Below are 15,000 nucleotides of genomic sequence, written 5' to 3'. Positions count from 1 at the left end.
TAAAATAAATGACCAAAAAACGTGAGACAATATATAGCCGATTGTTTCACGTTTTTTGAATAGGAGGGATTATTATAAGAATCGCAGTGTATTGCGGATCCGGTTTGGGTAAAAGTCCTATTTATGCAGAGAAAGCTGCAGAGCTTGGTACAGCACTGGCAAAAAACGGTCACGGGGTTGTCTATGGTGGTTCTAAAACAGGCCTAATGGGGAAGGTAGCCGATGCTGTTTTAGCAGCTGGAGGAGAAGTGATTGGTGTGATGCCAACACATTTACAAAAGCGTGAATTGGCCCATGCCTCATTAACAGAAATTCATATTGTAGACTCTATGCATATTCGTAAAGCTAAAATGGCCGAGTTAGCAGATGCTTTTATTGCTCTGCCAGGTGGCGCAGGGACTTTAGATGAATATTTTGAGGTATTTACTTGGGCTCAGATTGGACTTCATACAAAACCTGTCATTTTATATAATGTCCATGGATTCTATGATGCACTTCTACAGCATTTTAAAACAATGCTAGAGGAGGGCTTTATACTTGCAGAGCAAAAGAAGTTCTTACGTGTAGCGGCTACCTCTGAAGGGATTTTACGTTTATTAAAAAAACATGGATGAACATTCTCCATGTTTTTTATCTTGATGCAGCAGGTACACTAACATCTGCTGCAATTACACTGAGGCATAATTAATGTAATATAAAATTAAATTTTAAGTAAAAAATTAGTAACGGATGGGGTGTTCTTTATGCATAGTGTAGAGGCTCAAGTAACCGATGATTTAGTAGTACAGGCTATTGAACGCAATATAGCCATTATCCGCTTCGATATGGATAGAAGAGTGGCGTATGTCAATGAACTATTTGCTCAAACATTAGGCTATACAGTGCAGGAAATGCTAGGAAAACATCATAAAGACTTTTGTTTGCCTGATTTCGTTAATAGTATGGAGTACGATAAATTTTGGCGCCACCTAACGGCAGGAAACAGCTATCAGGACAAAATAGAAAGAATTGATGCTAGAGGTAATATAATTTGGCTAGAAGCGACATATATGCCTGTCTTCGCAAATAATACAAGAAAAGTAATAGGTGTATCCAAAATAGCTACCAATATCACTGAACGTCAACATGAGATAGTTAGTGTTGCCGACAAGTTGAAGGGCATGTCTAATAAGCTTTACCAGCGTTCAGAGGCGGGCATTCAAAATAGCCAAGATCTACTAGAAACCATTAAAGTGGTTTCAAAGGAATCAAATGAAAATGTAAGTAATCTTGTACAGCTTCAGAAACAAGCAGATTCTATTAAAGGGATTGTCAAAACTATACAAGAAATTGCCTCACAAACTAATTTATTGGCATTAAATGCAGCTATTGAAGCCGCTAGGGCTGGAGAATATGGTAGAGGTTTTGATGTAGTGGCGAAAGAGGTACGTAAGCTTTCTGTAAGAGTTGAACAATCTATTTCAGAAGTGAAGGATAATGTGGAGGGTATTGAGCGAGAAATTGGTCAGGTGACTGATAGTATTACAAAAATAGCAGAAAAAATAGATAAAACAAATGAACAAATTACTGTCACAGCAAATGACTTTAGTGAAATAGCATCTGCTGCTGAAGCCTTAGACGAGCAATCAAAGCAATTTATTGAAATTATTTAATTCTAATAATGACTACTATTTTCGAGATATATTGAAATAGGATATATTTTTTATTTACAATACTAGTGTAAGTCATTAATCATAATAGGGGTGTTATGTATGACAAAAGTGGAAGTAAGCTTTCAGCATTTACCAACAACAGCTATTTCAGATGCAACTGGCGGGCATACCAATGTGCGAAGTGATATTAAGCCGTTAGCAGACCATTTTAAAGTTGCTGGGCGAGCTGTAACTGTACGTTTACCAGATGGTGAAAATGGGGCAGTTTTGGAAGCGATTAGGGCTGCAAATGAAGGGGATATTTTAGTCATTGATGCAAAAGGAAATACAAACCGAGCTGTTGCTGGAGATTTTGTGATCTCCTTAGCAAAAGGGATAGGTGTACAAGGTTTTGTTGTGGATGGTGTAATCCGTGATATTGCAGCAATTCGCGAATTAAATTTCCCTGTATTTTCGTTGGGCACTACTGTAGCAGCAGGCAATAAAAATGGCGGTGGTCAAGTAAATGTACCGATCGCCATTGGAGGAGTTACGGTTCATCCTGGTGATTATATTATTGGGGATGTGGATGGTGTAATTGTTGTGCCACAGCAAGATGCTGAAAAAATTGCTGTAGCGGCAGAGGCTAAGCTTGAAAAAGATGAAAAACGCGCTCAAGAAGCACATGCCAATGGAAAAGAATCAATTATCGCTTATTTAGATAAAGTGTTAGCAAAATAAAAAAACCCTCACGATGCCATCCAACATCGTGAGGATTTTTTTAAATTACGCTAGATTTTCATTATCATTAAAGTAATTTTTCATCTTTTCTCGATCGAAACGGCCTTCCCATTTAGCCATTACTAATGACGCTAATGAGTTACCAATTACGTTAACAACTGTACGTCCCATATCAAGAATACGGTCAATACCAGCAATGAAGGCTAGTCCCTCAAGTGGAATACCTACAGTACCTAAAGTTGCTAGAAGTACTACGAATGATACGCCTGGTACACCTGCAATACCTTTTGATGTAACCATTAATACAAGCATTAACGTAATTTGTTCACCAATGCTTAGGTGAATACCGTACATTTGTGCAATAAATAATGCTGCAATGGCTTGATATAGTGTTGACCCATCTAAGTTAAAGGAGTAACCGGTAGGTATAACAAAAGATACAATATCCTTTGGCGCCCCTAATTTCTCCATTTTCATCATAATACGTGGTAACACAGCTTCAGAACTTGCTGTTGAGAAGGCTAAAATTAGCTCATCTTTTAATACTTTAATTAAATAGAAGATGCTGATTCCTGCGAATTTTGCCACAAGTCCAAGAACGACAAAGATAAAGAATAGCATTGTTGCATAAACAAGAATTGCTAATTTGGCAAGCGGAACCAGTGAAGCAAACCCATATTTGGAAACGGTTACACCAATTAAACCAAATACCCCTAGTGGCGCGAATTTCATTACGAGGTTTGTTACCCAGAACATAGCATCTGCTACCCCTTGGAAGAAGTCTAAGACTGGTTTCCCTCGATCTCCTACTGCAGCAACCCCTAAACCGAAAATAACTGAGAAGAAGATAATTGCTAGCATATTACCTTCAGCCATTGACTGAATAATATTTGTTGGGACAATGCCTACAATGATATCAAATGGTCCCTCATGCTGAACTTCCTCAGTTGTTGATACATACTTCGAAATATCCCCTTGAGATAATTCATTCATGTTAAGACCTGCACCAGGTTGGAAAATGTTTGCGGAAAGTAATCCAACTACGATTGCAACTGTAGTAATAATCTCAAAGTAAATTATAGATTTCCCGCCTAATCGTCCAAGTTGCTTCATATCTCCAGTACCAGCAACACCAACGATTAATGTCGAAATAATAATCGGTACAACAATCATCTTAATAAGATGTAAAAATATATCCCCTAATGGTTGTAGATATGTCTCAATTTTGGGATTTCCGTAAAAGATACCACCAACAATGATCCCTAAAATCAAACCGATTAAAATCTGAGCGGCTAAACTGACTTTAAATTTCTTTTTCAAATCCTTTGTACCTCCCCTAATATTAAATTTTTAGGACACGCCTTACTTTAATAATACGGAGGACTTATGGAATCCGACAAAATCCGAGAAAATTAATTTACTTTTGTTAAAATGTCTGAATATAACACTTGAATAAACTTCTTAATATTTACCTTTGCTTTACGATTATCGTGATCTTCAATCTGTGTCATGAGTTGACGAATTTCTTTAAAATCAAAGTAGCGAGGGGCATAGTACTCGAATTCTGAGTTTGTGTAATCAACAACCCCTAAATTAGCGAGATTAATCATGGCAGCTAATATTGTACGACGCACACGCTGCTCGATGGCTTTACTCTCTTTTAAAATTTCATCTGGCGTAGCCTTGGTCACAGCTGCAATTTCTTCATAAAGCTCTTTTAATGGAGGAAGGGGGGCAATCTTGTGCTGGTGAGCAAGTAATGTTTCTATAATGGCAATGATATCCTCACTACCAATTTCCCCGACAATCCCCATATCATTCAAAATAGATTGAATATGGTCTCGTGATGTAGCTTTATGAGTCTTTTGTTCACTTAACTCAATATTTGTAAGTGATTGACGTATCACTAATAGTGAATTTTTAAGTCGAAATTGTTCAGTTGTTTTTTTCAAAACATTTTCGACTTCAATACGATTGATTGGTTTATGAATGAAGAAATCAATTCCTTGCTCATATGCTTCGCCAACCATTTCCTTATTCACTACCTGTGAAATCATAATAAATTGTCCCTCAAAACGATTTTGCATAAGTTGTTCCACAGTTGCTATGCCATCAAGCTTAGGCATCAGTAAATCAATAAGCACAAACTCTGGCTGTGTCATTAAAATTTGTGGAATGGCATCCTCACCATTGCGAGCCTCACCAATAACTGTTCCTAACCCGCTATCTTCAATAATTTGCTTTAACATAACACGACTTGCACGATCATCATCTACAATAAAATACCTCATTTAAGTCTCTCCCGTTTGAATAGTTTGCGTAGGAATTATGATTTTAAACGTTGTGTATTGATTGTTTGATTCAACGGTTATTGAGCCTTTTAATTTTTCTACTAGTTCAGCAACATGTGAAAGCCCAATGCCAGTTGCTGCAACACCATCAACATTGAATTTAGTGGTGTATCCAGGTTCAAAAATAACAGAAATATCTGCTTGTGAAATCCCTTGTCCATTATCACATACGGTTATTACAGTATTATCCTCTTGGCGCTCAATAGCAATAGAAATGATCCCTTGCTTTTCAATAGCCTCAACAGCATTGGCTGATAAATTATTTAATAGAGCAAGGAGTGCAATATGATCTTTCGTTTGAAAATCGAAGTCTATACATGTATTAAATTGTATTTCCTTACCGAGTAATTCTGCATATTTCCTATTACCTTCTTCAATATAATGCAATAATTCTGATAATACAAAAGGGCCAAAGCTCTTTTCACCGACAATCTTTGAAATACCAGCATATATCCGTTGAGAATCCTTTTTCACTTCATGGATTTCCTGGGCAATATGAAGTGCTTGTAAACTTTCCGCTCGAAAACCTAGCGTCTTTAACTGACGATATAATTCATAACCACTACCTGTAATTGTTTCAATATGATTCATTGATTTTTTTAAATATAGTGTCTCCACATAGAGATCAGATCCAATATTCAGCATTTCTTGTACTCGTTTTTTTTGTTCAGCTATCAAAATAGAGCTGTAAATCCCTACTACAAAAAAGCTTCGTAATAATGCTACCGCTAATAGGATCAAGAGATCATGGAGAAATAAAAAAGTATATGTTTGGACAAAAAAGCGGAAAATTTGTTCAGCTAAATTACTGATAACCTCACTAAAAGCAACGAGTAAACCAAGTTTTAGTGGTTTTTCTCTGTATTGTTGAATATCTAAAATTTGCAGGCATACTGCAAACAATACATAAAATAAACCAGCTGGTAAATGGTTAAATATACTCTCGGCAATCGGAACATCATGTAATGTCGAATTAATAACCCGAAAAATAGTTGTCACAATACTGGTAGCTACACCGGCTAAAATAATTGGTGTAGGTTTAATTAATGTGCATAAAAAGAAGACAATGGTTCCTAAACCAAAACGGAAAGTTGTATTAGCAAAAGGCATAATTTTAATTTCACTACCTACTGCGGTCATAACAGCAATAATGAAAATCCAAGTAAGGGAAGCACGCGTCATAAGTAATTTCGATTGCAATTCAACAACCTCCCATCATTGATATAATAAAAAATACCACAACCGAGGCGGAAGTGGTATCTAACAAGTAATACATACAATTTGGGCAAAAAAAAACGGCTACATTCGTAGTCGGAAATTTAAAACTGGAGGAGGTAGAGGGATTCGAACCCCCGCGCGGTGTTACCCGCCTGTCGGTTTTCAAGACCGATCCCTTCAGCCAGACTTGGGTATACCTCCATGTTATATTGCTTTACTGTCTTATCGACAAAAATAAATTTATCATAACTAGAAACGAACGTCAAGATAATTTTTGAAAAAATACATAATGTTTAAATTGTCACTTAGAAATAAATAATTTGTGCATTAAGTTGCATTTTATACAAACAGTCAGTATACTAGTTATTGCCGTGCTAGGTGGGAAGGTAGCGGTGTCCTGTAACTCGCAATCCGCTCTAGCGAGACTGAATTCCTTTTTCGAGGCTGTCCGTATTGTTTGGTCTGCCTTTTGCACGTAGTGTTGACGATTGGGTCCTGCGCAATGGATACCCATGAACCATGTCAGGTCCGGAAGGAAGCAGCATTAAGTGGTCTTATTCATGTGCCGCGGGGTTGCCTAATCTGAGCTAACGACAAGAGTAACGCTTATGTGCGGCTGTCAAGGAAAGGTGCACGGCATTAAATTGCCAATTCAAAGCATCCGTCTATTATAGGCGGATGCTTTTTTATTTTAAATTTAGCATCTTCATTTTCTATATAATGCTGCAAATGCTATAATAAAACTATTCAATTAAATGGAGAAGGAGAGAGGAAATCAGTGACGTATCAAGCATTTTACCGTGTGTATCGACCGCAATCTTTTCGAGAAATGTCTGGTCAAACACATGTCAAAAGAACGCTACAAAATGCTCTCCTAGCAAATAAAACAACACACGCTTACTTGTTTTCTGGGCCCCGTGGTACAGGGAAAACAAGTACTGCTAAAATCTTTGCGAAGGCCTTGAATTGTGAACATGCACCATCGAAAGAGCCTTGTAATGAATGTGCTACATGCATAAGTATTACAGATGGTTCTCATCCAGATGTAATTGAATTTGATGCAGCCTCAAATTCACGTGTTGAAGAGATTAGGGATATCATAGAAAAGGTTCGTTTTGCTCCCGCAAGCAGTAGATATAAGGTGTACATCATAGACGAAGTGCATATGCTTTCTACAAGCGCTTTTAACGCTCTTTTAAAAACGTTGGAAGAACCACCTCCTCATGCTGTGTTTATTTTAGCAACTACAGAGCCTCATAAATTGCCTGCTACGATCATTTCTCGTTGTCAGCGTTTTGATTTTAAACGACTTTCTACTAATGATATTATTGAACGTATGAAGGTTGTTTTGGAAGATATTGACTTACCGTATGAAGAACAAGGTTTAAAGGTGATTGCACAATCAGCCGCAGGGGGAATGCGTGATGCTTTAAGCTTATTGGACCAAGTTGTGTCTTTTAGTGGCGAAAAATTAAAACTTGAGGATACGTTATTAGTTACAGGTTCTATTAGTCAGGATGTTTTTTATGATCTAGCGGAGGCACTTAAAGTAAAAGATGTTGCGCAAATGCTTGCCCTTTTAGAGCAACTTATAGCTGACGGTAAGGACCCTTTGCGGCTCTCAGAGGATTTAATTACATTTTTCCGCGATTTATTATTACTTCAAACAAGTGATGATTTAGCTGAACTTTTAGAGCTTGTATCTCCTGAGGAACGTGTATTCACTTTAGCACACGAATTTGCACCAAATATGCTTTATGGGTATATTGATATACTTGCAAAAACACAGCAAGAGATGCGTTTCTCTCACCATACAAAAATTTATTTAGAGACGGCTTTGCTTAAAATGGTACAGTTTTCAGGAGGGATAGCTCATCAAACGGTGACTACAAATGAAATGGGAGAAAACCCTGATCTCACTCAAAAAATTGTGGCTCTTGAACAGCTGGTTCAGCAACTATCCTTACAACTGCAAACGGGGACTCCTGTGCAAACGCCGACAGCACAAAAAGAGCAACGGCCCCGAGCTAAAAGTCCGAATGGTTATAAAGCACCTACAGGTCGTATTCAGGAAGTGCTGAAAGATGCAACAAAGCAAGATGTGCAACGCATTAAGTCCATTTGGGCGCAGGCCTTAAGTCAAATGCAAAAATCACAATCTGCTCTTTTAGCAGAAGCCGAACCTGTTGCGGCATCTTCAAGTGCTTTTGTGTTAAAATTCAAGTATGATATTCATTGTCAGATGGTTGCCGATAACCAGTCTTTAAAGGCTCACTTTACACAATTAATTGCAGGGCAAACTGGTACAATGTACGAGATGCTATGCATACCAGAAGAATCATGGTTAAAAATGCGTGAAGAGTTTATTCGTGATCATGGTCTGCAGCAAAAGAAATCACAGACTGAATCAGAGCATGGAGAAGAATTATTAGAGCCACCACCGGCAGAAATGCCAGAAGAACCATTTATCGATGATGCCCAACCTCTTGCTTCACAAGATCCACTTGTGACAGAGGCTGAAAAGCTCTTTGGTAAAGATTTTGTTGAAATTATTGAAGATTAAATTTTTAGGAGGAAACATTTATGCGTGGAATGGGAAATATGCAAGGTATGATGAAAAAAATGCAAAAAATGCAAAAGGAAATGATGGAGGCACAAGAAGCTTTAAATGCTGAGCAATTCGAAGGTGTTGCAGGCGGCGGTATGGTGAAAGTAACAGTTTCTGGTCAGCGTGAAGTAGTTTCAGTAAATCTGGATGAATCTGTAGTAGACCCAGAAGACATCGAAATGCTACAAGACCTAATTGTTATTGCAACAAATGAAGCGTTGAAAAAAGTAGAAGAAAAAACAAACTCAACTATGGGTAAATTCACGCAAGGCTTAAACCTTCCATTCTAGGAGGTATTCATATGTACTACCCAGAACCAATATCTAAATTGATCGATAGTTTTATGAAATTGCCAGGTATCGGGCCGAAAACTGCGGCTCGTCTGGCGTTTTTTGTGTTAACAATGAAGGAAGATGATGTATTATCTTTCTCTAAAGCACTGATTGATGCTAAACGAAACCTAAGCTACTGTTCTGTTTGTGGCAATATAACAGATGTAGATCCATGTCACATATGTACAGATAAGCAACGAGATCATTCTATTATTTGTGTTGTACAAGATACAAAAGATGTGATTGCAATGGAAAAAATGCGTGACTACAACGGTATGTACCATGTACTTCAAGGAGCAATTTCACCAATGGATGGTATTGGTCCAGAAGACATTAATGTTGCTTCTTTGCTAGTGCGCTTGCAAGATGAAAGTGTCCAAGAACTTATTTTAGCTACAAATTCAACAATCGAGGGTGAGGCAACCGCTATGTACATTTCTCGCCTTGTCAAACCGTCTGGCATTCGTACAACCCGTATTGCTCATGGATTGCCAGTAGGTGGAGATCTAGAATATGCAGATGAGGTTACGCTATCTAAGGCAATGGAAGGCCGACGCGAGTTATGAGTGAGGGATTAGTATGTTCTTCCGTAGTAAAGGGAAATTAAAAAAAGAATTCGATGATAAGCTTGTGAATCTGATTAAAGAAACAAAAGAGGATTTACAACAGGCAAAGATAATAGAAGAATTAATGGATGATTATGACCTAGGTGTAATTGCTCAACGCAAAACAGCAGAAAGTATTCATTTCTATTTGTTTAAGGAAGCTAGAATTCGTAAGGTATTAATAAAATAGTTCTCTGTAAAATATTCATAGAAGCAAAACAGGAAACATAAACTTTCATAATTATTTAATTGAGGGGGCAACTATATGTCTGGGTTAGTAATTATGAGTATTTGTATTCCTGTCGGGCTTCTTTTTCTTTATGTAATAATAAGACATGCTAAATTGGGTAAAATCTTAGAAGGATTATCGGTGTTCTGGTTTAGATTTGCATTTGCTTTTCTACTATTATTCGTAATCCATTTAGGTATTGGTTATATAGGATATAATGTGCCAATCAATCTGTTTTCGGTCTTAACAATCGCTGTTTTAGGTATTCCTGGTGTCTTAGGAATAACAGCTTTAATATTTATTTTATAAAAGGCTTGCAATATAAAAAGATTATGGTATACTTATAAAAGTCGCTAATACAACTGATTGAAACGAAAAATAATTTTAAAATTATTGTTGACGCAGTTTGTGGCGCGTGGTATTATATAAGAGTTGCTGCTGAAACAGTAGTGAACGATATGAACCTTGAAAACTGAACAAGCAAAACGTAATCAATAAAGTTTTAATTAGCTAGCTTCGGTTAGTTAACAAAACAAAAATTTTGGACATCAAACATGATGCCAGCAAAACAATTTGAGCTAATCAAATTTCTTTTATGGAGAGTTTGATCCTGGCTCAGGACGAACGCTGGCGGCGTGCCTAATACATGCAAGTCGAGCGAACAGAAAAGGAGCTTGCTCCTTTGACGTTAGCGGCGGACGGGTGAGTAACACGTGGGCAACCTACCCTATAGTTTGGGATAACTCCGGGAAACCGGGGCTAATACCGAATAATCTCTTTTGCTTCATGGTGAAAGACTGAAAGACGGTTTCGGCTGTCGCTATAGGATGGGCCCGCGGCGCATTAGCTAGTTGGTGAGGTAACGGCTCACCAAGGCGACGATGCGTAGCCGACCTGAGAGGGTGATCGGCCACACTGGGACTGAGACACGGCCCAGACTCCTACGGGAGGCAGCAGTAGGGAATCTTCCACAATGGGCGAAAGCCTGATGGAGCAACGCCGCGTGAGTGAAGAAGGTTTTCGGATCGTAAAACTCTGTTGTAAGGGAAGAACAAGTACAGTAGTAACTGGCTGTACCTTGACGGTACCTTATTAGAAAGCCACGGCTAACTACGTGCCAGCAGCCGCGGTAATACGTAGGTGGCAAGCGTTGTCCGGAATTATTGGGCGTAAAGCGCGCGCAGGCGGTCCTTTAAGTCTGATGTGAAAGCCCACGGCTCAACCGTGGAGGGTCATTGGAAACTGGGGGACTTGAGTGCAGAAGAGGAAAGTGGAATTCCAAGTGTAGCGGTGAAATGCGTAGAGATTTGGAGGAACACCAGTGGCGAAGGCGACTTTCTGGTCTGTAACTGACGCTGAGGCGCGAAAGCGTGGGGAGCAAACAGGATTAGATACCCTGGTAGTCCACGCCGTAAACGATGAGTGCTAAGTGTTAGGGGGTTTCCGCCCCTTAGTGCTGCAGCTAACGCATTAAGCACTCCGCCTGGGGAGTACGGTCGCAAGACTGAAACTCAAAGGAATTGACGGGGGCCCGCACAAGCGGTGGAGCATGTGGTTTAATTCGAAGCAACGCGAAGAACCTTACCAGGTCTTGACATCCCGTTGACCACTGTAGAGATATAGTTTCCCCTTCGGGGGCAACGGTGACAGGTGGTGCATGGTTGTCGTCAGCTCGTGTCGTGAGATGTTGGGTTAAGTCCCGCAACGAGCGCAACCCTTGATCTTAGTTGCCATCATTTAGTTGGGCACTCTAAGGTGACTGCCGGTGACAAACCGGAGGAAGGTGGGGATGACGTCAAATCATCATGCCCCTTATGACCTGGGCTACACACGTGCTACAATGGACGATACAAACGGTTGCCAACTCGCGAGAGGGAGCTAATCCGATAAAGTCGTTCTCAGTTCGGATTGTAGGCTGCAACTCGCCTACATGAAGCCGGAATCGCTAGTAATCGCGGATCAGCATGCCGCGGTGAATACGTTCCCGGGCCTTGTACACACCGCCCGTCACACCACGAGAGTTTGTAACACCCGAAGTCGGTGAGGTAACCTTTTGGAGCCAGCCGCCGAAGGTGGGATAGATGATTGGGGTGAAGTCGTAACAAGGTAGCCGTATCGGAAGGTGCGGCTGGATCACCTCCTTTCTAAGGATTATTTCGGAATACAAACCTTGGGTTTGTAAGATTACGTTTTGCGTTCAGTTTTGAAGGTTCATTCTATTTGAATGAAACACTTCAAAACTTGTTCTTTGAAAACTGGATAAAACGACATTGAAATTGTAACAAACACATTTATTTTTTTAAGTTTTTTATAGGCTTAATAACTTGGTTAAGTTATTAAGGGCGCACGGCGAATGCCTTGGCACTAGGAGCCGAAGAAGGACGGCACTAACACCGATATGCTTCGGGGAGCTGTAAGTGAGCTTTGATCCGGAGATTTCCGAATGGGGGAACCCACTACGTTTAATCGCGTAGTATCTTGACGTGAATACATAGCGTCTTGAAGGCAGACCCAGGGAACTGAAACATCTAAGTACCTGGAGGAAGAGAAAGAAAAATCGATTCCCTGAGTAGCGGCGAGCGAAACGGGAAGAGCCCAAACCAAGAGGCTTGCCTCTTGGGGTTGTAGGWSGGTTYRKACRGAGKTATAAGAGAGSGAGKTAGATGAAGYGACTTGGAAAGGTCCGCCAGAGCAGGTAAAAGCCCTGTAGTCGAAAGTTCGTTCTCTCCTGAGTGGATCCTGAGTACGGCGGAACACGTGAAATTCCGTCGGAATCCGGGAGGACCATCTCCCAAGGCTAAATACTACCTAGTGACCGATAGTGAACCAGTACCGTGAGGGAAAGGTGAAAAGCACCCCGGAAGGGGAGTGAAAGAGATCCTGAAACCGTGTGCCTACAAGTAGTTAGAGCCCGTTAATGGGTGATAGCGTGCCTTTTGTAGAATGAACCGGCGAGTTACGATTACGTGCAAGGTTAAGCTTTAGAAGGCGGAGCCGCAGCGAAAGCGAGTCTGAATAGGGCGAAATAGTACGTGGTCGTAGACCCGAAACCAGGTGATCTACCCATGTCCAGGGTGAAGGTGAGGTAACACTTACTGGAGGCCCGAACCCACGCACGTTGAAAAGTGCGGGGATGAGGTGTGGGTAGCGGAGAAATTCCAATCGAACTTGGAGATAGCTGGTTCTCTCCGAAATAGCTTTAGGGCTAGCCTCGTGATGAGAATACTGGAGGTAGAGCACTGTTTGGACTAGGGGGCCATCCCGGTTTACCGAATTCAGACAAACTCCGAATGCCAGATATTTATACACGGGAGTCAGACTGCGAGTGATAAGATCCGTAGTCAAAAGGGAAACAGCCCAGACCACCAGCTAAGGTCCCAAAGTAATCGTTAAGTGGAAAAGGATGTGGCGTTGCACAGACAACCAGGATGTTGGCTTAGAAGCAGCCATCATTTAAAGAGTGCGTAATAGCTCACTGGTCGAGTGACGCTGCGCCGAAAATGTATCGGGGCTAAACGATTCACCGAAGCTGTGGATTGACATCTACGATGTCAGTGGTAGGAGAGCGTTCTAAGTGCGTTGAAGTCAGATCGGAAGGACTGGTGGAGCGCTTAGAAGTGAGAATGCCGGTATGAGTAGCGAAAGACGGGTGAGAATCCCGTCCACCGTATGACTAAGGTTTCCTGAGGAAGGCTCGTCCGCTCAGGGTTAGTCGGGACCTAAGCCGAGGCCGATAGGCGTAGGCGATGGACAACAGGTTGATATTCCTGTACCACCTCCTCACCGTTTGAGAAATGGGGGGACGCAGTAGGATAGGGTAAGCGCGCCGTTGGTTGTGCGCGTCCAAGCAGTAAGGCGTGTGTGTAGGCAAATCCGCACACTGTAACGTTGAGCTGTGATGGCGAGTCCGTATGGACGAAGTTCCTGATTTCACACTGCCAAGAAAAGCCTCTATCGAGGTGAGAGGTGCCCGTACCGCAAACCGACACAGGTAGTCGAGGAGAGAATCCTAAGGTGTGCGAGAGAACTCTCGTTAAGGAACTCGGCAAAATGACCCCGTAACTTCGGGAGAAGGGGTGCTCTTGAGCGTGCAAGCGCATGAGAGCCGCAGTGAATAGGCCCAGGCGACTGTTTAGCAAAAACACAGGTCTCTGCAAAACCGTAAGGTGACGTATAGGGGCTGACGCCTGCCCGGTGCTGGAAGGTTAAGAGGAGTGGTTAGCGCAAGCGAAGCTGCGAATTGAAGCCCCAGTAAACGGCGGCCGTAACTATAACGGTCCTAAGGTAGCGAAATTCCTTGTCGGGTAAGTTCCGACCCGCACGAAAGGCGTAACGATCTGGGCACTGTCTCAACGAGAGACTCGGTGAAATTATAGTACCTGTGAAGATGCAGGTTACCCGCGACAGGACGGAAAGACCCCGTGGAGCTTTACTGTAGCCTGATATTGAATTTTGGTACAACTTGTACAGGATAGGTAGGAGCCAGAGATCTCGGAGCGCCAGCTTCGAAGGAGGCGTCGGTGGGATACTACCCTGGTTGTATTGAAATTCTAACCCATGCCCCTTAGCGGGGCAGGAGACAGTGTCAGGCGGACAGTTTGACTGGGGCGGTCGCCTCCTAAAAGGTAACGGAGGCGCCCAAAGGTTCCCTCAGAATGGTTGGAAATCATTCGTAGAGTGTAAAGGCACAAGGGAGCTTGACTGCGAGACCTACAAGTCGAGCAGGGTCGAAAGACGGGCTTAGTGATCCGGTGGTTCCGCATGGAAGGGCCATCGCTCAACGGATAAAAGCTACCCCGGGGATAACAGGCTTATCTCCCCCAAGAGTCCACATCGACGGGGAGGTTTGGCACCTCGATGTCGGCTCATCGCATCCTGGGGCTGTAGTCGGTCCCAAGGGTTGGGCTGTTCGCCCATTAAAGCGGTACGCGAGCTGGGTTCAGAACGTCGTGAGACAGTTCGGTCCCTATCCGTCGTGGGCGTAGGAAATTTGAGAGGAGCTGTCCTTAGTACGAGAGGACCGGGATGGACACACCGCTGGTGTACCAGTTGTCTTGCCAAAGGCATCGCTGGGTAGCTATGTGTGGACGGGATAAGTGCTGAAAGCATCTAAGCATGAAGCCCCCCTCAAGATGAGATTTCCCATTACGCAAGTAAGTAAGATCCCTCAAAGACGATGAGGTAGATAGGTTCGAGGTGGAAGTGTGGTGACACATGGAGCTGACGAATACTAATCGATCGAGGACTTAACCAAAAAAGTTTGAAACATTCAATGTGCCGTTTAT

The 15,000-nt window shown here is 41.8% G+C and carries 11 protein-coding genes, 1 tRNA gene, 2 rRNA genes and 1 other RNA gene; 11 read left to right on the top strand and 4 right to left on the bottom strand.

Annotated features, from left to right (window positions below):
- The first annotated feature begins 104 nt into the window (after positions 1 to 104).
- The 3 genes from ACHZEU_RS13420 to ACHZEU_RS13410 all read left to right on the top strand — a co-directional run bounded on the left by ACHZEU_RS13420 (position 105) and on the right by ACHZEU_RS13410 (position 2,372).
- Positions 105 to 614 (top strand): TIGR00730 family Rossman fold protein, encoded by a 510-nt coding sequence (locus ACHZEU_RS13420; protein ID WP_233732272.1) that lies wholly within the window; start codon positions 105 to 107, stop codon positions 612 to 614.
- A gap of 129 nt (positions 615 to 743) precedes the next feature.
- Positions 744 to 1,652, top strand: coding sequence for a PAS domain-containing methyl-accepting chemotaxis protein (locus ACHZEU_RS13415; protein ID WP_016995248.1), 909 nt, complete (start codon positions 744 to 746; stop codon positions 1,650 to 1,652).
- A gap of 99 nt (positions 1,653 to 1,751) precedes the next feature.
- A complete protein-coding gene (locus ACHZEU_RS13410) occupies positions 1,752 to 2,372 on the top strand; it encodes an RraA family protein (protein ID WP_048391009.1) in 621 nt (206 codons plus the stop codon).
- A 45-nt stretch (positions 2,373 to 2,417) separates the two neighbouring features.
- Here ACHZEU_RS13410 and ACHZEU_RS13405 read toward each other — a convergent pair whose 3' ends face one another.
- The 4 genes from ACHZEU_RS13405 to ACHZEU_RS13390 form a co-directional block, all read right to left on the bottom strand.
- Positions 2,418 to 3,692: a cation:dicarboxylate symporter family transporter gene (locus ACHZEU_RS13405; RefSeq protein ID WP_016995246.1), complete on the bottom strand. Its 1,275-nt coding sequence runs from the start codon at positions 3,690 to 3,692 to the stop codon at positions 2,418 to 2,420.
- A gap of 92 nt (positions 3,693 to 3,784) precedes the next feature.
- Entirely contained in the window at positions 3,785 to 4,663 is an 879-nt protein-coding gene (locus tag ACHZEU_RS13400) for a response regulator (RefSeq protein WP_048391012.1), read from the bottom strand.
- Complete coding sequence (locus tag ACHZEU_RS13395; RefSeq protein WP_328012820.1) at positions 4,664 to 5,923, bottom strand: ATP-binding protein; 1,260 nt, start codon at positions 5,921 to 5,923, stop codon at positions 4,664 to 4,666.
- A 126-nt stretch (positions 5,924 to 6,049) separates the two neighbouring features.
- Positions 6,050 to 6,142, bottom strand: a tRNA-Ser gene (locus tag ACHZEU_RS13390).
- A 168-nt stretch (positions 6,143 to 6,310) separates the two neighbouring features.
- Here ACHZEU_RS13390 and ffs point away from each other — a divergent pair.
- The 8 genes from ffs (at position 6,311) to ACHZEU_RS13350 (ending at position 14,969) form a co-directional block, all read left to right on the top strand.
- Positions 6,311 to 6,578, top strand: an RNA gene (ffs, locus tag ACHZEU_RS13385) — signal recognition particle sRNA large type.
- Positions 6,579 to 6,719: 141 nt separating this feature from the next.
- Positions 6,720 to 8,504, top strand: coding sequence for a DNA polymerase III subunit gamma/tau (dnaX, locus tag ACHZEU_RS13380; protein ID WP_257962314.1), 1,785 nt, complete (start codon positions 6,720 to 6,722; stop codon positions 8,502 to 8,504).
- Between the two features lie 20 nt (positions 8,505 to 8,524).
- On the top strand, positions 8,525 to 8,839 hold the full coding sequence (locus ACHZEU_RS13375; RefSeq protein ID WP_004233957.1) for a YbaB/EbfC family nucleoid-associated protein: 315 nt from the start codon (positions 8,525 to 8,527) through the stop codon (positions 8,837 to 8,839).
- Positions 8,840 to 8,850: 11 nt separating this feature from the next.
- A complete protein-coding gene (gene recR / locus ACHZEU_RS13370; protein WP_048391017.1) occupies positions 8,851 to 9,447 on the top strand; it encodes a recombination mediator RecR in 597 nt (198 codons plus the stop codon).
- A 13-nt stretch (positions 9,448 to 9,460) separates the two neighbouring features.
- Complete coding sequence (locus ACHZEU_RS13365; RefSeq protein WP_004233954.1) at positions 9,461 to 9,676, top strand: YaaL family protein; 216 nt, start codon at positions 9,461 to 9,463, stop codon at positions 9,674 to 9,676.
- A 75-nt stretch (positions 9,677 to 9,751) separates the two neighbouring features.
- On the top strand, positions 9,752 to 10,024 hold the full coding sequence (locus ACHZEU_RS13360) for a pro-sigmaK processing inhibitor BofA family protein (RefSeq protein ID WP_048391019.1): 273 nt from the start codon (positions 9,752 to 9,754) through the stop codon (positions 10,022 to 10,024).
- Positions 10,025 to 10,307: 283 nt separating this feature from the next.
- Positions 10,308 to 11,859 (top strand): 16S ribosomal RNA (locus tag ACHZEU_RS13355).
- 182 nt (positions 11,860 to 12,041) lie between these two features.
- Positions 12,042 to 14,969: ribosomal RNA gene (locus ACHZEU_RS13350) — 23S ribosomal RNA — on the top strand.
- The 16S and 23S rRNA genes sit together here, the layout of an rRNA operon.
- The last annotated feature ends 31 nt before the right edge of the window (positions 14,970 to 15,000 follow it).

The organism is Lysinibacillus sp. S1 (genome assembly GCF_044986265.1).
In the GTDB taxonomy this organism is placed as follows: domain Bacteria; phylum Bacillota; class Bacilli; order Bacillales_A; family Planococcaceae; genus Lysinibacillus; species Lysinibacillus capsici.
The sequence above is the reverse complement of the archived record's forward strand: the minus strand, read 5'-3'. Positions and strand labels throughout refer to the sequence as shown.